We start from the raw sequence: 17,664 nt of genomic DNA, 5'->3' as shown, positions 1-17,664 counted from the left end.
GTTGAGCCCCACCCGAGTCACGGCCGAGCACAACCCCCTGCGCGATCCACGGGACAAGCGCCTGCCCCAGATCGCCGGTCCCTGCGCCCTCGTGCTCTTCGGCGTCACCGGTGACCTCTCCCGCAAGAAGGTCATGCCGGCGATCTACGACCTCGCCAACCGCGGGCTGCTGCCCCCGGGCTTCTCGCTCGTCGGCTTCGCACGCCGCGACTGGGCCGACCAGGACTTCGGCCAGATCGTGCACGACGCGGTCAAGGAGCACGCCCGCACCCCCTTCCGCGAGTCGACCTGGGAGCAGCTCGCCGAGGGTTTCCGCTTCGTGCCCGGCACCTTCGACGACGACGAGGCCTTCGACCTGCTCGCCGCGACCGTGGAGGAGCTGCACCGGGACCGCGGCACCGGCGGCAACGTCGCGTTCTACCTGTCGATCCCGCCGGGCTTCTTCGGCACGGTCTGCCAGCAGCTGGAGCGCTCCGGTCTCGCCCACGCCGGTGACGGCGAGTGGCGCCGCGTGGTGATCGAGAAGCCCTTCGGTCACGACCTGGAGTCTGCCCGGGAGCTCAACGCCATCGTCGAGGGCGTCTTCCCCGAGGAGTCCGTGTTCCGCATCGACCACTACCTCGGCAAGGAGACCGTCCAGAACCTCCTGGCGCTGCGCTTCGCCAACGAGATGTTCGAGCCGATCTGGAACGCCAACCACATCGATCACGTGCAGATCACCATGGCCGAGGACATCGGCGTGGCCGGTCGGGCGAGCTACTACGACGGGATCGGCGCCGCCCGCGACGTCATCCAGAACCACCTGCTCCAGCTGCTCGCCCTGACCGCGATGGAGGAGCCGATCTCGTTCACCGCGGAGCAGCTGCGCGCCGAGAAGGAGAAGGTGCTGGCCTCGGTGACCCTGTGCGAGGACCTGGACGCCACGACCGCGCGCGGGCAGTATGCCGCCGGCTGGCAGGGCTCGGAGAAGGTCAGGGGCTTCCTGGAGGAGGACGGGATGAAGCCCGGCTCCACCACCGAGACCTATGCCGCGGTCAAGGTCCACGTGGACACCCGCCGTTGGGCGGGGGTGCCGTTCTACCTGCGCACCGGCAAGCGGCTGGGCAAGCGGGTGTCGGAGATCGCCGTGGTCTTCAAGCGCGCGCCGCACCTGCCGTTCACCGAGAGCCAGACCGAGGAGCTCGGGCAGAACGCCGTCGTGATCCGGGTCCAGCCGGACGAGGGCGTCACCCTGCGCTTCGGGTCAAAGGTGCCGGGCGGCCGCATGGAGGTCCGGGACGTGACCATGGACTTCGCCTACGGGTCGGCCTTCACCGAGAAGTCGCCCGAGGCCTACGAGCGACTCATCCTCGACGTGCTGCTCGGCGCGCCGTCGATGTTCCCCCGCACCCGGGAGGTGGAGCTGTCCTGGCAGATCCTGGACCCGGTGGAGCGGCACTGGGCCCGGAAGGGCGCCCCCGCGCCCTACACCAGCGGGTCCTGGGGGCCCGCGAGCGCTGACGAGATGATGGCCCGCGACGGCCGCGAGTGGAGGATGCCGTGATCATCGACCTGCCCGACACCTCGACCTCGGCGCTGACCAAGAGGCTGATCTCGCTGCGGGAGGAGGGCGGCGCCATCGCCCTGTCCCGCGTCCTCACCCTCGTCATCGACGTCGACGAGGACCGGGCCGAGGACGCGATCGCCTCGGCCATCACCGCCTCGCACGAGCACCCCTGTCGCATCGTGGCGCTCGTGCACGCCGGGAGGCGGGGGGCGTCCCGCGTCGACGGACAGATCCGCGTCGGTGGCGACGCCGCGGCCTCCGAGGTCATCGTCATGAGGCTGCACGGCGAGGTCGACGCGCAGGGTCACGCCCTGGTGCTCCCGCTGCTGCTCGCCGACTCCCCTGTCGTGGGCTGGTGGCCCGGGGAGGCACCCGAGGACCTGGCCGCGGACCCGGTGGGCGAGCTGTGCCACCGCCGGATCAGCGACTCCGCCGTGGCCAAGGATCCTTATGCCGAGCTCCAGCGCCGGGCGAAGAACTACTCCGACGGGGACACCGACCTGGCCTGGGCCCGGATCACCACCTGGCGCGCGCTGCTGGCCGCGGCGCTCGACGTGCGGCCCTACGAGACCATCACCGGGGCCGTCGTGTCGGGCGGGGTGGACTCCTCCGCGACCGACCTGCTGGCCGCGTGGCTGGCGCAGGCGCTGGACGTCCCCGTGACCCGGGCCCGGACCCCTGCCGGGTCGGGACTCATCTCGGTGCGCCTGGATCGCCCGAGCGGGCCGCTGGACCTGGTGCGTCCTGAAGGGACCACGCTGGCCACGCTGTCGCACCCGCTGCAGCCGGTGCGTCGGATCGAGCTGAAGCGGCGCTCGGACGCCGACTGCCTCACCGACGAGCTGCGGCGCCTGGACGCCGACGAGGTCTTCGAGGAGGCTCTGGTCAAGGGCCTGGCCAAGGTCCACAGCCGGGACGCGACCTCCAGCCGGCTGATCAAGGCGGGCAAGGCGCCCTCCCCCGAGGAGTCCCGCCGGCTGGCCGCGAAGATCGGACGGACGCGCACCACCTCCAGCGACATGGTGACGATCGACGAGGAGGCGGCGACCGTGCACGCCACCGACAAGGCACCGGACCCGCACACCGCGCGCCGGGCCCAGCAGCAGAAGCGGCTGGGGACCAAGATCACCGACGACGTGCCGACCGTCGAGGTCGTCCACGCCGACGGTGCCGACGGCAAGGGCGGGGACGGCCGGGGTCGCAGGTCGGCCGGCGAGGGCGCGTCGGCCAGGTCCTCCCGCAAGGGCACGTCATGACGGCCGCGCAGGTCGTCGTACACCCGGACAGGTCCACCCTCGCCGCGGCGGTCGCGGCCCGGCTCGTCACCACCCTCACCGATGCCCAGTCCCGGCACGGGGAGGTCCACGTGGTGCTCACGGGCGGGTCCATGGGCACGGCCTCCATGGAGGCGTTGGTCGCGTCGCCCGCGGTCACCGCCGTCGCCTGGGAGCTGGTGCACCTGTGGTGGGGCGACGAGCGCTTCGTCGAGCGCGCATCGGCGGACCGCAACGCCGAGCAGGCCCGTCAGGCGGGACTCGGCCGGCTGCACGACCTGGGGCTGCCCGAGGGCAACGTCCACGAGCTGCCGGCCCTGGACGACGGTCTGGACCTCGAGCCTGCAGCGCAGCGGTATGCCGGGGAGCTGGCGCGGGTCGCCCAGGAGTCGTCCGCACCCGGTGCGGACGGGCTGGCCCTCGGCCGGCCGGGACGGGACGGGCTGCCGGCCTTCGACGTGGTGATGCTGGGGGTCGGTCCGGACGCCCACGTCGCGAGCCTGTTCCCCGGGCAGGCGACGCTCGGCGTCACCGACCGGACGGTCGTGGCCGAGCCGGACGCGCCGAAGCCTCCGCCCGCGCGCCTCTCATTGTCCTTGCCTGCCCTGTGCACCGCGGACGAGGTGTGGCTGCTGGTGGCCGGTGAGGACAAGGCCGACGCGGTGGCGACCGCGCTCGGGGGCGCGGGCGTCGTGGAGGCGCCCGCCGCCGGGGTCCAGGGTCGGCGCCGCACCCTGTGGCTGCTCGACGAGGACGCGGCGAGCCGGCTGGTCTGAGCCGGCTCGGACCGACGGCCAGGGGCCGACCACCGGTGCTCACCGGTGGTCGGCCCCTTGTCGTGGCTGGTCGTGGCCGCCGCAGGTCGCGTGCCCTCCCGGGCCCGCTCAGCGGAAGAGCCGACGCCCCGCGCGCAGCGCCTGGAGCGCCTCCTCGAGCAACGCCTCACCCTCGGCCTCGCTGCGCCGCTCCTTCACGTACGCCAGGTGCGTCTTGTAGGGCTCGTTGCGTCGCGCCGCCGGGGGGTCGTCCCGGTCCACCCCTGCGGGCAGTCCGCAACGCCGGCACTCCCACTCGACCGGGACGTCGGAGCGTGCCTCCTCCGCGAAGGCCATCGTCGTCTCGTGACCGTTGGCGCACCAGTAGCTCATGACCAGTCGTGGCGCTGCCTCACCTCGCTCGGTCTCCCCCATCGGACCGGACCCGATCCGGCTGCCCTTGATGGCACTCCCACCCACCGACATGACTACTCCTCTGACTACCGGACCCGACCTTCTGCAGGCCCGGGGCGGGCGCTGGTGCCCGCGTGATGTGACGAGTCCCCCCGGGGCTCGTGGACGGGCGGTCGTCCCCGATCGAGGACGACCGCCTCAGGCGCCGAAGCGCTGCAGCAGCCCGAGGGCCACGACGCAGACGAACCAGACCACGGCCACCGCGATGGTGAACCGGTCGAGGTTGCGCTCGGCGACGCTGGAACCGCCCAGCGTGTTGGAGACGCCGCCGCCGAACATGTCGGACATGCCACCGCCCTTGCCCTTGTGGAGCAGGATGAGCAGGGTCAGGAACAGGCTGCCGAGGACGAGCACGACCTCGAGGACGATCTTGACAACGGACATGTGACAACCATCTGTCGAGGCGGCTGGGCCGCCGGGGGCGGGTGGGCGTCCACGCGCGGCACGGCGCAGGTGGGCAGTCTACTGCCCCAGGGAGTGCACCAGCTCGACCACCCGCGTCAGCACCGACGGGTCGGTGGCGGGCAGGACCCCGTGGCCCAGGTTGAAGACGTGCCCGGGCGCCTGCCGCCCCTCGTCGACGATCCGGCGCACCTCGCGCTCCAGCACCTCCCAGGGCGCGAACAGCAGCGCCGGGTCGAGGTTTCCCTGCACGGCGTACGACGGACCGAGGCGGTCCACGGCGTCGAGCAGGCTCACGCGGTAGTCGACGCCCACGACGTCGGCCCCCGCCTCTCCCATCAGGTGCAGCAGCTCGCCGGTCCCCACGCCGAAGTGGATGCGCGGCGCGTCGGTGGCCTCGGCGACCATCGCCAGCGCCCGCCGCGAGTGCTCCTGCACGCTGGACGCGTAGACGCGGCGCGGCAGGGCGCCGACCCAGGAGTCGAACAGCTGCACCGCGCTGGCGCCGGCCTGGGCCTGGATCGCCATGTAGGTCCCGGCGATCTGCGCCAGCCGGTCGCACAGGTCGTGCCACAGCAGCGGGTCGCCGTACATCATCGCCTTGGTGCGCTCGTGCGACTTCGAGGGCCCGCCCTCGACGAGGTAGGACGCGAGCGTGAACGGCGCTCCTGCGAACCCGATGAGCGGGGTGTCGCCCAGCTCGGCGACGGTCTGGCGCACCGCCTCGACCACGTAGGGGACGTGCTCGGGGGTCAGGGCCGGGAGCCGGTCCAGGTCGGCGCGGGTGCGGAAGGGCTCGGCGACGACGGGCCCGACGCCCGCGACGAGGTCCACGTCGACGCCCACGGCGGCCAGCGGGACGACGATGTCGCTGAAGAAGATCGCTGCGTCGACGCCGTGACGGCGTACCGGCTGCAGGGTGATCTCGGTCGTCAGCTCGGGGTTGCGGCAGGCCTCGAACATCGTCGTGCCCTCGCGGACCGCGCGGTACTCCGGCAGGGAGCGTCCCGCCTGACGCATGAACCACACGGGCGGTCGCGGCACGGCCTGACGGCGGGCGGCGCGGACGAGGAGGCTGTCGGCGAGAGGGCTGGCGTTCACGGGGTCGATCCTCCCACGTCGGACCGGGCCGTCGGCGCGCCGCGCGGTCGGGGGACGCACCGTTGCATAGCCTCGGCTGGTGGCCGACCGACGTGTGACCGACGACAGCTCCAGGCAGTTCGAGGAGGCCCTCGTCTCGGTTCGCGCCGCGCGGCATCGTCCGCAGATCGTGCTCGAGGAGGTGCCGGCTCCCGGGCGACTGGCTCCCCACTCCCTGGCGCTGGCCGCCGACGTGGTGGCGGACCCCCAGGACGACGCGGAGCTGGCGAGCGGTCGCTTCGTCGTGCTGTTCGACCCCGCGGCCCCGGAGCCCTGGGGCGGCTGCTGGCGGGTCGTGACCTACGCGCGGGCGGCGATGGAGCCCGAGGTGGCCGCCGACCCGGCCCTGGGCGGCGCCGGGTGGTCCTGGCTGCAGGACGGGCTCGAGCGGGCGGGCGTGGGGGTGACGGCGCTCGCGGGCACGGTCACCCGCATCGTCAGCGAGAAGTTCGGCGAGCTGGCGCAGGACGAGGCCGCCGTGGAGATGGAGATCCGGGCCTCCTGGACCGCCCTCGAAGGGGACCTCGGAGCCCACCTGTCGGCCTGGTGCGAGGTGCTCTGCACGCTCGGCGGACTGCCCCCGCTCCCCGACGGTGTAGCGGTGCTCGCGTCGCGTCGCCAAGGGTGACCCAACTTCGATCAATCTCACCCGTTCGGCACTAGCCTTGCTCTACAGTTCTCTTGCTGGTCGTGAGACGTTCTCCGACCGCTGACTTCGGAGGAGAGGCCATGACTGTGCTGCCCAAGAACGCTCGCATGCAGCGGCCGCAGCCCATCAGCGCGATGGTGATCTCCGCCGGACCGCACACCGGTGCCATGGTGCGCCGCGCGCTGGGCCGGATCACCGAGGGCCACATCATCGAGGCACCCACCATCGAGCGCGCCCGGATCGTGGCCAGAGAGGTCCCGGCCGGTGAGTTCTGCATCGCGGACCTGACCCTGCCCGACGGTTCCGGCATACCTCTCCTGCACGAGCTGCGGGCGCGCGGCTGGCGTCGCACGATCGTGCTGTCCGACTCCGAGGACCCGATCTACGTGCGGGGCGCGCTGAAGACCGGGGTCCGCGCCTACATCCGCACCGGCGGCCAGGCTCCCTCCGGCCCGGGCACCCGCGGCGCGGGCAACGAGCAGTTCTCCGCCCGCGAGGTGGAGGTGCTGCAGCTGGTGTCCCAGGGCAAGACCAACAAGGAGGTCGGCGCGTCCCTGGGGCTGTCGGCCCTGACGGTGAAGAGTCACCTCGCGCGGATCGCCCGCAAGCTCGGCACGGGTGACCGGGCGGCGATGACGTACACCGCGCTGCGCCGCGGACTGATCTCCTGACCCGGGAGGGATAGGTTGGTCGCCGTGACTGACCTGACCAGCGCAGACCCCGAGACCCCGCACGCCCCGACCGACGCGCCCGAGCCCCGGCTCGTCGACGCCCCGGCGGAGCCGCTGCGTCCGGTCGTCGAGGACGAGCGGACGCTGCGCGAGCTCGTCGCCTCGGTGGCGGCCGGCTCCGGTCCCGTCGCGTTGGACGCCGAGCGTGCGTCGGGCTTCCGCTACGGTCAGAAGGCCTACCTTGTCCAGCTGCGCCGCGCCGGGTCCGGCACCTGGCTGATCGACCCCGTCATGTGCCCGGACCTGTCCGAGCTGCAAGAGGTCGTGGCCGACGTCGAGTGGGTGCTGCACGCCGCCTCCCAGGATCTGCCGTGCCTCGCCGAGCTCGGGCTGCACCCGCGCACCCTCTTCGACACCGAGCTGGGGTCCCGGCTGGCCGGGCGCCCGCGCGTCGGGCTCGCGGCGGCGATGGAGCACTACCTCGGCGTCACCCTGGCCAAGGAGCATAGTGCCCAGGACTGGTCGACCAGGCCGCTCCCGCGCCCCTGGCTGCTGTATGCCGCGCTGGACGTGGAGCTGCTCGTCGAGCTGCGCGACGCGGTCGCGGCCGACCTGGCCGAGCAGGGCAAGGCGGGGTGGGCCGCCCAGGAGTTCGAGGCCCTGACCCACTTCCGTGGTCCGCAGATGAAGGTGGACCCCTGGCGCAAGACGTCAGGCCTGCACAAGGTGCGCACCCGCCGGGGTCTGGCCGTGGTCCGCGAGCTGTGGCTGACGCGGGACGCCATCGCCCAGGAGCGCGACTGCTCCCCCGGCCGGGTCCTGCCCGACTCCTCGCTGCTGGAGCTCGCCCTGCCCTCCGGCGACCGCCCCCGCCAGCCGCGCTCGGTCGCCCGCAACCCCCAACCCTGGCTGGCGGCCATCGACCGGGCCATGACGATCCCCGAGGAGGACCTCCCGGCCTACCACCTGCCTGCCGAGGGGCCGCCGCCCCAGCGCGCCTGGGCCGACAAGGACCCCGTGGCCGCCGCCCGGCTCGTCGCCGTCAAGGAGCAGGTGGCCGCCCTCGGCGAGCAGGTCCACGTCCCCGCCGAGAACCTCCTCACCCCCGACACCCTGCGCCGCGTCGTCTGGGCGCCGCCGGTCGACGAGTCCGCCGAGGGCTTCGCCGAGATCATGCTCGACCTCGGGGCCCGCCCCTGGCAGGCCTCCCTCGTCTCCCCCGTCGTCGCCCGCGTCGCGCAGGAGCACCCCTACCCGCACCGGTGAACCGGTCCTGCGGTGACGTCCGGCACACCTCAGCGTGCCCGACCGGTCACGGGCTGACAGCCTGATTACCGACCGGTAACCTCGCAACGTCCAACCCCACCCACCGGGAGGCTCCTGTGCCCCGCACCCTGCACGAGGTCGTCTTCGTCGACGGCGTCCGCACCCCCTTCGGACGGGCCGGCGACAAGGGCATGTATGCCCAGACCCGCGCCGACGACCTGGTCGTGGCCTGCATCCGCGAGCTGGTCCGACGCAACCCCGACCTGCCCACCGAGCGCATCGGCGACGTCGCCGTGGCCGCCACCACCCAGATCGGCGACCAGGGCCTGACCCTGGGACGCATGGCCGCGCTCCTGTCCGGCCTGCCCACCACCGTCCCCGGTTACTCCGTGGACCGGATGTGCGCCGGTGCCCTGACCGCGGTCGCCTCGTCCGCGGGCTCGATCGCGATGGGCGTCAACGACGTCGTGGTCGCGGCCGGCGTCGAGCACATGGGTCGCCATCCCATGGGTGAGGGGGTCGACCCCAACCCGCGCATCGTGTCCGAGCGTCTCGTCGACGAGTCTGCCCTGGTGATGGGCCAGACGGCGGAGAACCTCCACGACCGCTTCCCTTCGCTGACCAGGGAGCGCAGCGACGCCTTCGCGGTGGGGTCGCAGCGCAAGCTCGCCGCGGCCTACGAGGCCGGCCAGGTCCAGGCCGACCTGGTGCCCGTCGCCATCCGCTCGGCCGAGCAGGGCTGGGGTCTGGCCACGGCCGACGAGCCGCCGCGACCCGGCGTCACGATGGCGGACCTGGCAACCCTCAGGACCCCCTTCCGCCCGCACGGCAAGGTCACCCCCGGCAACGCCGCCGGCCTCAACGACGGCGCCACCGCCTGCCTGCTGGCCTCCGAGGCCGCCGCGACCGAGCTCGGCCTGCCCGTCAGGATGCGGCTCGTGACCTACTCCTTCGTGGGCGTGGAGCCCGAGGTCATGGGCTACGGCCCGGTCCCCGCGGCCGAGAAGGCGCTCGCCCAGGCCGGGTTGTCCATCGAGGACATCGGCCTGTTCGAGCTCAACGAGGCCTTCGCCGTCCAGGTGCTGGCCTTCCTGGAGCACTTCGGGATCGCCGACGACGACGAGCGGGTCAACCCGTGGGGCGGCGCCATCGCGACCGGACACCCCCTCGCCTCCTCCGGCATACGGCTGATGAACCAGCTGGCAGCGCACTTCGCCGCGCGCCCGGACGTGCGCTACGGCATGACCGCCATGTGCATCGGCATCGGCATGGGCGTGGCCATGATCTGGGAGAACCCGCACCACGCCGACTACACCCCGTCCACCTCCACCGGCGAGGAGACCGCCCGATGAGCGACCAGACCACCATCGACCAGCTGCTGACGGCCTTCGCGGACGAGGTCGTCACCCACGCCCTCGCCCGTGACGTCACCCTGCCCGCGGGCGGCGGGACGCTGGTCCTGATCACCCTCGACAACGGCCACGACCACACCCGGCCCAGCACCATGGGTCCCCGCGGCCTGCTGGAGCTGCGCGGGGCGCTGGACCGGTGCGCCGAGCGCGCCCGGGCGGGTGAGATCGCCGCCGTCGCCGTGACCGGCAAGCCCTTCGTGTTCGCCGTGGGCGCGGACCTCACCGGGGTCGCCGAGGTGCAGCAGCGCGAGCAGGCCGTCGCCATCGGCGCGCTGGGGCACGAGGTCTTCGGGCGCCTCGCCCGGCTCGGCGTGCCGTCCTTCGCCTTCGTCAACGGCGCGGCCATGGGCGGCGGCGTGGAGATCGCCCTGTCCTGCGACTACCGCACCGTGGCCCGCTCGGTGCCCGCCGTCGCCCTCCCGGAGGTCTTCCTCGGGCTGGTCCCCGGCTGGGGCGGCTGCTGGCTGCTGCCCAACCTGATCGGCCTGGAGGGCGCCCTCAAGGTCGTCGTGGACAATCCCCTGGGCAACAACAAGATGCTCACGGGCGTGGAGGCCGCCCGGCTCGGGATCGTCGACGCCGTCCTGGACGACGCCGACTTCCTCGCCGAGTCGGTCCGCTGGGCCGCGTCGGTGCTCGACGGCTCGACGACCGTGCAGCGTCCGGAGGTGGACCGGGACGAGCAGCGCTGGGAGGCGGGGATCGCCGCCGCGCGCCAGGCAGTCGCCCGGCGCACCGGGGGCAGCTCCCGCTCCGCCACGACCGCGCTCGACCTGCTGTCCGCCGCGCGCACGAGCAGCCGCGAGCAGGGCTTCGCCGCCGAGGACCAGGCCCTCGGCGACCTGCTGATGAGCGACGAGCTGCGGGCCGGGCTCTATGCCTTCGACCTGGTGCAGAAGCGCGCCAGACGACCCGCCGGGGCGCCCGACGAGGCGCTCGCCCGCACGGTCACCAAGGTGGGCGTCGTGGGCGCCGGCCTGATGGCCAGCCAGCTGGTCCTGCTGATCGTGCGTCAGCTCAAGGTGCCCGTCGTGATGACCGACCTGGACCAGCAGCGCGTCGACCAAGGCGTCGCCTGGGTCCACGGCGAGCTCGACGCCCTCGCCGCCAAGGGGCGGATCGGCGCCGACCAGCTCACCCGGCTCAAGGCGCTCGTGACCGGCGACACCGCCAAGGACACGATGGCCGACGCCGACCTGGTGATCGAGGCGGTCTTCGAGCAGATGGGGGTCAAGAAGCAGGTCTGGGCCGAGGTGGAGGCGGTCGTCTCCCCGGAGTGCGTGCTCGCGTCCAACACCTCCTCGCTGTCGATCACGCAGATGGCCGCGGACCTGCGGCATCCCGAGCGGGTCGTCGGCCTGCACTTCTTCAACCCCGTCGCGGTGATGCCGCTGCTCGAGGTGATCAGGGGCGAGCGCACCGACGACGCGACGCTGGCCACGGCCCTCGCGGTCGGCAAGCGCCTGCGCAAGACCACCGTGCTGTGCACCGACTCCCCGTCGTTCGTCGTCAACCGTCTCCTCGGGCGCTTCATGTCCGACATGGCTCGGATCGTGGACGAGGGGACCCCGATCGACGTGGCTGACCAGGGCTTCGCGGGCATCGCGCCGATGCCGCCCTTCGTCCTCATGGGGCTGGTGGGTCCGGCGATCGCGCTGCACAACAACGAGACCCTGGGCCGGGCCTTCCCGGATCGCTTCTACGTCTCGCCCAACCTGCAGCGCGTCGTCGCGGCCGGCAAGCGGAGCTACTACACCACGGTCGACGGCCGCACCGTCCTCGACCCCGAGGTCGTGGCGCTGCACGAGCTGCCCGCGGAACCGGTGGTCCTCACTCCTGAGCAGGTCCGAGATCGGGTGCTGTCCGGCCTGGCCGAGGAGGCGCGGATCATGCTGGACGACGGGGTGGTCTCGGCGCCCATGGACCTGGACCTGGCGATGATCACCGGCGCCGGCTTCCAGTTCTGGAACGGCGGGCTCACTCCCCTGCTCGACCGCAGCGGGGTCGCCGAGCGCGTCGCCGGGAGGCGTTTCCTGCCGCAGGGTGTGGCTGACGCCTCGCACTGAGTAGTCCCAGATATCGACTCAGAGTAGTCTTCGATAGGCCCCGCGTACTCCTTTAGGCAGACGCGGGGCCTGTCGCATGTCACCGCCCGGAGTCACTCGCGTGCTGACCTACGATGGGCCACATGACTGATGGCTACCTCCGCCGCATCGGCACGCTCGTCCACGAGGCTCGCGTCCGACGTGGTCTTACCACTCGCGAGCTGGCGAGCAAGGTCGGGATGACCGAGCAGGACATCGAGCAGATCGAGAGCGGTCAGCACGACCTCAGCCTCGAGGTGCTGGCGGCGCTGGGCAAGGAGCTGGAGGCGGAGTTCGTGTCGATGGGTCACTCCGGCCCGCAGCACCTGCGCATCGAGGGTGGCCGCCGCCTCAGCGGCTCGATCGACGTCCGCACCTCCAAGAACGCCGCCGTCGCCACCCTGTGCGCCGCCCTGCTCAACAAGGGCACCACCACCCTGCGCAACCTCGCCAAGATCGAGGAGGTCGCCCGCATCCTGGAGGTGCTCAACTCCATCGGCGTGCAGACCGAGTGGATCGACGGCGGCAACGACCTGCGCATCACTCCCCCGGCTCGTCTCGCGCTGGACGCGATGGACGAGGCCGCTGCCAAGCGCACGCGCACGATCATCATGTTCCTCGGGCCGCTGCTGCACGAGTTCGACGGTTTCTCCCTGCCGTATGCCGGCGGCTGCGACCTCGGCACCCGCACCGTGGAGCCGCACCTGATCGCCCTGCGTCACTTCGGCCTGGACGTGGAGGCGACGGCCGGGGCCTACCAGGCGCGCGTCACCGCCGACCAGTGGCCCACCAAGGCCATCGTGCTCACCGAGCGCGGGGACACCGTGACCGAGAACGTCCTCATGGCGGCCGCCCGCCACGAGGGCACCACCGTCATCCGCAACGCCTCGCCCAACTACATGGTCCAGGACCTGTGCTTCTTCCTGCAGGAGCTGGGGGTGCAGATCGACGGGATCGGCTCCACGACCCTGACCGTCCGGGGCGTGCGCGAGATCGACCGCGAGGTGGAGTACTTCCCCTCGGAGGACCCGATCGAGGCGATGTCGCTGCTCGCCGCAGGCGTGGTCACCGGATCGCAGATCACCATCCGCCGGGTGCCGATCGAGTTCATGGAGATCGAGCTCGCCACCCTGGAGACCATGGGGATGCAGTACTCCCTCTCCGAGGAGTACCTCTCGGCCAACGGGAAGACCCGGCTGGTGGACCTGACGCACATCCCCGGCCCGCTGGTCGCGCCCCGGGACAAGATCCATCCCCTGCCGTTCCCGGGGCTGAACATCGACAACCTTCCCTTCTTCGCCCTCATCGCGGCGACGGCCGAGGGCACGACGATGATCCACGACTGGGTCTACGAGAACCGGGCGATCTACCTCACCGAGCTGACCCGGGTGGGCGGCCACGTCCAGCTCCTCGACCCGCACCGCGTCATGCTCACCGGACCCACCCGCTGGCGTCCGGCCGAGGTCGTGTGCCCGCCGGCCCTGCGCCCGGCCGTGGTGGTGCTGCTCGCCATGCTGGCCGCTCCGGGCACCTCGGTGCTGCGCAACGTCTACGTCATCAACCGTGGCTACGAGGAGCTCGCCGAGCGCCTCACCGCCCTGGGCGCCGGGGTCAGCACCTTCCGGGACATCTGACCGTCCCGGGCCCGGATGGGGCAAGATCTGACGGGGGTGGCGCGGAACGCGCGCCAGCCCCGTCAGCGTCTGCTCGTCGACCCCTGTCTGCACCACCCCTCGGAGGACCTCTCATGGCCGGCGGACTCGCTGCCCTGCTCGACGACATCGCCACCATGGCCAAGCTCGCCGCCGCCTCGGTCGACGACGTGGGCGTGGCGGCCACCCGAGCCAGCGTGAAGGCTGCCGGCGTGGTCGTCGACGACACCGCGGTGACCCCGCGCTACGTCACGGGATTCACCCCGGACCGGGAGCTGCCGATGATCCGGCGCATCGCGGTCGGCTCGTTGCGCAACAAGCTGCTGTTCATCCTCCCGGCGGCCCTGCTGCTGAGCCAGTTCGCCTCGTGGGCGCTCACCCCGCTGCTCATGCTGGGGGGTCTCTACCTGTCCTTCGAGGGCGCCGAGAAGGTGTGGGAGAAGGTGTCCGGCCATGGCCACGACGCGGACGAGCACACGGCCGTGGAGCTGGGTGACGACGCCGAGAGGCAGATGACCGCGAGCGCCATCCGCACCGACTTCATCCTCTCCTCGGAGATCATGGTGATCGCGCTGAACGAGGTGGCGCGGGAGTCGCTGGTCAACCGGGCGCTGTCGCTCGTCGCGGTGGCCTTCCTGATCACCTTCGGGGTGTATGGCGTGGTGGCGCTCATCGTCAAGATGGACGACATCGGCCTGGCGCTGGCTCGCCGGGACTCCGGCGTCGCCCGCGCGGTGGGCGACGGCCTGGTGCGGGGGATGCCGGGTCTGCTGCGGGCGCTCGCGCTCGTCGGCACGGTGGCGATGCTGTGGGTCGGGGGGCACATCCTGCTGGCCGGCCTGGACGAGCTGGGGTGGCACGCGCCCTACGGACTGGTCCACCACGCGGAGGAGGCCGTCGGCCACGCGACCGGCCCGCTGGGGGGCGTGCTCGGCTGGCTGACCAACACCGTCGGCTCGGCCATCGCCGGGATCCTCGTGGGCGCCGCGGTCGTCGCGCTCGCGCACCTGGTGCGTCGGGACGGCGGCGACGAGGTCCACCACCACTGAGCCGGGCTCCGTCCGGCCCGACGGTGGGTCGTCGCGGTGCATGGGTCTGCGGTGGGTCGCATGCTGGGGGTGATGTCCTGGGAAACCCTGGGCGAACGGTGGACCAGCGGCAGTGGGTCACGCGGTGTCCGGGATCGTGTCCGCCCAGGTCAGACCCCATTACTGCTCGGTTGCAGCACGTGGTGAAGCGATCACGGAGGGCTTGTACGTCACCTGGAAGGGCTGCCAGGATCGTGCTGTCGCGAGGCGAGATCGCCCGCGCCACAGGGGATCTCGACACCTCTGAGATCTCTCGGCATACCCCACCGCACCCCGTGAGGACGCTCATCATGTCTGCTCTGCGCTTCGCTGCCCCTGTCGTCGCCCTCTCCCTGGCCCTGGCCGGCGCCCCGGTCGGCGCCCCCGGGGCCGCCGCCGCTCCGGCCGCCGCCGCTCCCGCCGCGGCCCCGGCCGCGGTCACGCTCATGCGGTTCGAGGTCGTCATCCGCACCGAGGGTCTCTCGGCCTACACGATCGCCCGCGACGAGGTGACCGTCGGTCGCCGTGCCCGTGACCTCGGCCTGACCGTCGTCGACTGGCACACCGGCCGGGGCATCGTCGTGGCGGCCCCCACGGCGGCCGACGCCGCTCCCCTCGTCGACGACAGGCACGTCGTCTCGCTCGTCAAGCTCGCCTGAGCCGTGTGCCCGCACGCTGCCCCGGGTCCGGTCCGTGCCCGGCCCCGGGGCGGCGTCAGGCCCGGCCGGGGAGCGCCCGGCTGCCGGGCCGGGCCGGATGGCTCACCCGTCCCGCAGGGATCGGTGAGACCAGCTCTGCCGGCACCGCCCGCAGCTCCTCCGCGAGCTCGCCGAGGAGCGTGCCGTGGACGGTGGTGCGTCGCCAGACCAGGGCGATGTCGCGGTGGGGCGTCTCCCCGCCCAGCTCGCGCAGGGCCACGCCCTCGGGGTTGGTCGTCGGGGGCGAGACGGCCAGCCGCGGCAGCAGGGTGGTGCCCACCCCTGCGGCGACCATGTGCCGCAAGGTCTCCAGGGAGGTCGCCTGGAAGCCCGACTGCACGCCCGCGCCAGTGGCCTGGCACACGTCGAGCGCCTGGTCGCGCAGGCAGTGTCCCTCGGCGAGGAGCAGCAGCTCCTCGCCCGCCAGGGAGGCCGAGGTGACCGGGATCGCGGGATCGGCGAGCCGGTGAGACTCGGGGACGGCGAGCAGGAAGTCTTCCCGCCACAACGGCTCGGTGTGCAGGGTCTCGTCGGACACCGGCAGGGCCATGAGCGCCGCGTCGAGCGCGCCCGCGTGGACCTGGGCCACCAGCTCGCCGGTCTTGGCCTCGGTCAGCAGCAGCTCCAGGTCCGGGAACCGGCGACGCAGCCCGGGGACCACGTGCGGCAGCAGGTAGGGGCCGAGGGTCGGGAAGACGCCCAGTCGCACCCGTCCGGCCCGCGGGTCGCGGGCCGAGCGGGCGATGTCGCGGATGTCGTCGGCCTGGGCCAGGATCGCCCGGGCCCGGGTCACGACCTGCTCCCCCGCCGCCGTGAGCAGCACCTGCCGGGAGCCGCGCTCCACCAGATCCACGCCCAGCTCGGACTCGAGCTTGCGGATCTGGGTGGACAGCGTCGGCTGGGAGACGTAGGCCCGGGCCGCGGCCCGGCCGAAGTGCCGCTCGTCGGCGAGCGCGACGAGGTACTCCAGGTCGCGCAGGTTCACGCGGTGGCCGGCGCCGAGGTTCGGATCAGGTGGTCGAAGGCCGACAGCGCGGCGGTGGCTCCGGCGCCCTCGGCGACGACGATCTGCTTGTACGGCACGGTCGTGCAGTCACCCGCGCCGAGGACGCCCGGGACCGAGGTGCGCCCGTGGCCGTCCACGACGATCTCGCCGCGCTCGGACAGCTCGACCGAGCCCTGGAGCCACTCGGTGTTGGGCAGCAGCCCGATCTGCACGAAGATCCCCTCGAGCTCGAGCTCCTTGGACTGCCCGGAGTCCCGCTCGTCGTACCGCAGGCCGGTCACCGCCTTGCCGTCGCCGACCACCTCGGTGGTCGCCACGTTGAGGAGCACGTCGACGTTGGGCAGGGAGCGCAGCTTGTCCTGCAGCACCTGGTCGGCGCGCATCTGGGGCAGGAACTCCAGCACCGTGACGTGCCCGACGACGCCGGCCAGGTCGATCGCGGCCTCGACGCCGGAGTTGCCGCCGCCGATGACGGCGATCCGCTTGCCCTTGAACAGCGGCCCGTCGCAGTGGGGGCAGAAGGTCACGCCCTTGTTGCGGTACTCCTCCTCGCCCGGGACGCCCATGTGGCGCCAGCGGGCGCCGGTGGCGAGGACGACGGAGCGAGCCTTGAGCTCGGCGTCACCGAACCTCACGACGTGGTAGCCCCCCTCGGTCTGGGCGGGGACCAGCTCGGTGGCGAGCGGCCCGGAGACCACGTCGACGTCGTACTGACCGACGTGCTCCTTGAGGCCGTCGGCGAAGCGCGGTCCCTCGGTGTAGGGCACGGAGGCGAAGTTCTCGATCGCCATGGTGTCGAGCACCTGTCCGCCGAAGCGCTCCCCCACCAGGCCGGTGCGGATCCCCTTGCGTGCGGTGTAGATCGCGGCGGTCGCCCCGGCGGGGCCCTGACCGACGACGAGCACCTCGTAGGGCTCCTTCTCGGCGAGGCGCCGGGCGGCGCGGTCGGCGGCGCCGGAGTCGACGCGGCCGAGGATGTCGGCCATGGTCATCCGGCCGGACTCGAACAGCTCGCCGTCGAGGTAGACCGTGGGGACGGCCTTGATGCCGTGCTCCTCGATCTCGTCCTGGAACAGGCTGCCCTCCACCGCGGTGTGGCGGATGCGCGGGTTGATCGCAGCCATGGCGTTGAGGGCCTGGACGACCGTCGGGCAGTTCTGGCAGCTGAGGGACATGTAGGTGACGAAGTGCAGGTCGCGGTCGATGCCCTTGACCTGCTCGACGAGCTCGGCGTCCTCCTTGACCGGGTGCCCGCCGACCTGCAGCAGCGCCAGCACCAGCGAGGTGAACTCGTGTCCGAGGGGCAGCCCCGCGAACTCGACCGCGTGCTCGGTCCCGGTGCGCTCGACCCGGAAGGACGGACGGCGCTCGGCGTCCCCGTCGAAGCGCGCGGTCACCCGCTCCGACTGCGCCGCGATCTCCTCCAGCAGCGAGCGCATGTCGTCGGACTTGGGACGGTCGTCGAGGGAGGCCACCAGCTCGATGGGCTCCTTGACGTTCTCCAGGAGGGTCTTGACCTGGGTGGTGAGGTCGGCGTCGAGGACGGGCACGGTGGGGCTCCTTCTTCT

General features: G+C 72.4%; 16 protein-coding genes. 11 read left to right on the top strand and 5 right to left on the bottom strand.

Annotation, left to right across the window (positions count from 1 at the left end; genetic code table 11):
* Position 1 precedes the first annotated feature (1 nt).
* From zwf to pgl, 3 genes are read left to right on the top strand one after another with little or no spacing between them, the layout of a single operon-like run.
* On the top strand, positions 2-1,543 hold the full coding sequence (zwf, locus tag ACK2IS_RS08180) for a glucose-6-phosphate dehydrogenase (RefSeq protein ID WP_409482848.1): 1,542 nt from the start codon (positions 2-4) through the stop codon (positions 1,541-1,543).
* Positions 1,540-2,802, top strand: a complete 1,263-nt coding sequence (locus ACK2IS_RS08175; RefSeq protein ID WP_409482847.1) for a glucose-6-phosphate dehydrogenase assembly protein OpcA — start codon at positions 1,540-1,542, stop codon at positions 2,800-2,802. Before zwf ends, ACK2IS_RS08175 begins: the two co-directional genes overlap by 4 nt.
* Positions 2,799-3,596 carry a 6-phosphogluconolactonase gene (gene pgl / locus ACK2IS_RS08170; protein WP_409482846.1) on the top strand — a complete coding sequence of 266 codons (798 nt, stop codon included), beginning with the start codon at positions 2,799-2,801 and terminating at the stop codon, positions 3,594-3,596. Before ACK2IS_RS08175 ends, pgl begins: the two co-directional genes overlap by 4 nt.
* A gap of 108 nt (positions 3,597-3,704) precedes the next feature.
* On the opposite strand, the gene ACK2IS_RS08165 is transcribed toward pgl, so the two are convergent.
* The 3 genes from ACK2IS_RS08165 to hemE form a co-directional block, all read right to left on the bottom strand.
* Positions 3,705-4,061, bottom strand: coding sequence for an RNA polymerase-binding protein RbpA (locus tag ACK2IS_RS08165; protein ID WP_409482845.1), 357 nt, complete (start codon positions 4,059-4,061; stop codon positions 3,705-3,707).
* A 126-nt stretch (positions 4,062-4,187) separates the two neighbouring features.
* Positions 4,188-4,433 (bottom strand): preprotein translocase subunit SecG, encoded by a 246-nt coding sequence (secG, locus tag ACK2IS_RS08160; RefSeq protein WP_409482844.1) that lies wholly within the window; start codon positions 4,431-4,433, stop codon positions 4,188-4,190.
* A 78-nt stretch (positions 4,434-4,511) separates the two neighbouring features.
* Positions 4,512-5,552: a uroporphyrinogen decarboxylase gene (gene hemE, locus ACK2IS_RS08155; RefSeq protein ID WP_409482843.1), complete on the bottom strand. Its 1,041-nt coding sequence runs from the start codon at positions 5,550-5,552 to the stop codon at positions 4,512-4,514.
* Between the two features lie 79 nt (positions 5,553-5,631).
* Between hemE and ACK2IS_RS08150 the strand changes: the two genes are divergently transcribed.
* The 8 genes from ACK2IS_RS08150 (at position 5,632) to ACK2IS_RS08115 (ending at position 15,051) form a co-directional block, all read left to right on the top strand.
* Positions 5,632-6,219: a DUF3000 domain-containing protein gene (locus ACK2IS_RS08150; RefSeq protein WP_409482842.1), complete on the top strand. Its 588-nt coding sequence runs from the start codon at positions 5,632-5,634 to the stop codon at positions 6,217-6,219.
* Positions 6,220-6,320: 101 nt separating this feature from the next.
* The gene (locus ACK2IS_RS08145; RefSeq protein ID WP_409482841.1) at positions 6,321-6,911 is read left to right on the top strand and encodes a LuxR C-terminal-related transcriptional regulator; all 591 of its coding nucleotides are present in this window, start codon (positions 6,321-6,323) and stop codon (positions 6,909-6,911) included.
* Between the two features lie 24 nt (positions 6,912-6,935).
* Positions 6,936-8,177, top strand: a complete 1,242-nt coding sequence (locus tag ACK2IS_RS08140; RefSeq protein ID WP_409482840.1) for an HRDC domain-containing protein — start codon at positions 6,936-6,938, stop codon at positions 8,175-8,177.
* Between the two features lie 116 nt (positions 8,178-8,293).
* Complete coding sequence (locus ACK2IS_RS08135) at positions 8,294-9,529, top strand: thiolase family protein (RefSeq protein WP_409482839.1); 1,236 nt, start codon at positions 8,294-8,296, stop codon at positions 9,527-9,529.
* Positions 9,526-11,655: a 3-hydroxyacyl-CoA dehydrogenase NAD-binding domain-containing protein gene (locus tag ACK2IS_RS08130; protein ID WP_409482838.1), complete on the top strand. Its 2,130-nt coding sequence runs from the start codon at positions 9,526-9,528 to the stop codon at positions 11,653-11,655. Before ACK2IS_RS08135 ends, ACK2IS_RS08130 begins: the two co-directional genes overlap by 4 nt.
* A 122-nt stretch (positions 11,656-11,777) precedes the next feature.
* Complete coding sequence (locus tag ACK2IS_RS08125; protein ID WP_409482837.1) at positions 11,778-13,307, top strand: UDP-N-acetylglucosamine 1-carboxyvinyltransferase; 1,530 nt, start codon at positions 11,778-11,780, stop codon at positions 13,305-13,307.
* A 113-nt stretch (positions 13,308-13,420) separates the two neighbouring features.
* Positions 13,421-14,374 (top strand): DUF808 domain-containing protein, encoded by a 954-nt coding sequence (locus ACK2IS_RS08120; RefSeq protein ID WP_409482836.1) that lies wholly within the window; start codon positions 13,421-13,423, stop codon positions 14,372-14,374.
* 329 nt (positions 14,375-14,703) lie between these two features.
* Complete coding sequence (locus ACK2IS_RS08115) at positions 14,704-15,051, top strand: hypothetical protein (RefSeq protein ID WP_409482835.1); 348 nt, start codon at positions 14,704-14,706, stop codon at positions 15,049-15,051.
* 55 nt (positions 15,052-15,106) lie between these two features.
* Here the strand turns inward: ACK2IS_RS08115 and ACK2IS_RS08110 are convergent, their stop codons facing one another.
* Positions 15,107-16,075 carry a LysR substrate-binding domain-containing protein gene (locus tag ACK2IS_RS08110; RefSeq protein ID WP_409482834.1) on the bottom strand — a complete coding sequence of 323 codons (969 nt, stop codon included), beginning with the start codon at positions 16,073-16,075 and terminating at the stop codon, positions 15,107-15,109.
* Positions 16,072-17,646: an alkyl hydroperoxide reductase subunit F gene (gene ahpF / locus ACK2IS_RS08105; protein WP_409482833.1), complete on the bottom strand. Its 1,575-nt coding sequence runs from the start codon at positions 17,644-17,646 to the stop codon at positions 16,072-16,074. The genes ACK2IS_RS08110 and ahpF overlap by 4 nt, the downstream gene beginning before the upstream one ends.
* Between the last annotated feature and the right edge of the window lie 18 nt (positions 17,647-17,664).

Source organism: Arsenicicoccus dermatophilus, from assembly GCF_046267915.1.
Classification (GTDB): domain Bacteria; phylum Actinomycetota; class Actinomycetes; order Actinomycetales; family Dermatophilaceae; genus Arsenicicoccus; species Arsenicicoccus dermatophilus_A.
This window is presented reverse-complemented; position numbering and strand designations above follow the sequence as displayed.

What these genes read in the sequence shown, in the direction of transcription:
- pgl (WP_409482846.1), top strand. Translation starts at nt 2,799, where the DNA reads ATGACGGCCGCGCAGGTCGTCGTACACCCGGACAGGTCCACCCTCGCC.
- ACK2IS_RS08165 (WP_409482845.1), bottom strand. Translation starts at nt 4,061, where the DNA reads ATGTCGGTGGGTGGGAGTGCCATCAAGGGCAGCCGGATCGGGTCCGGT.
- secG (WP_409482844.1), bottom strand. Translation starts at nt 4,433, where the DNA reads ATGTCCGTTGTCAAGATCGTCCTCGAGGTCGTGCTCGTCCTCGGCAGC.
- ACK2IS_RS08145 (WP_409482841.1), top strand. Translation starts at nt 6,321, where the DNA reads ATGACTGTGCTGCCCAAGAACGCTCGCATGCAGCGGCCGCAGCCCATC.
- ACK2IS_RS08130 (WP_409482838.1), top strand. Translation starts at nt 9,526, where the DNA reads ATGAGCGACCAGACCACCATCGACCAGCTGCTGACGGCCTTCGCGGAC.
- ACK2IS_RS08125 (WP_409482837.1), top strand. Translation starts at nt 11,778, where the DNA reads ATGACTGATGGCTACCTCCGCCGCATCGGCACGCTCGTCCACGAGGCT.
- ACK2IS_RS08120 (WP_409482836.1), top strand. Translation starts at nt 13,421, where the DNA reads ATGGCCGGCGGACTCGCTGCCCTGCTCGACGACATCGCCACCATGGCC.
- ACK2IS_RS08115 (WP_409482835.1), top strand. Translation starts at nt 14,704, where the DNA reads ATGTCTGCTCTGCGCTTCGCTGCCCCTGTCGTCGCCCTCTCCCTGGCC.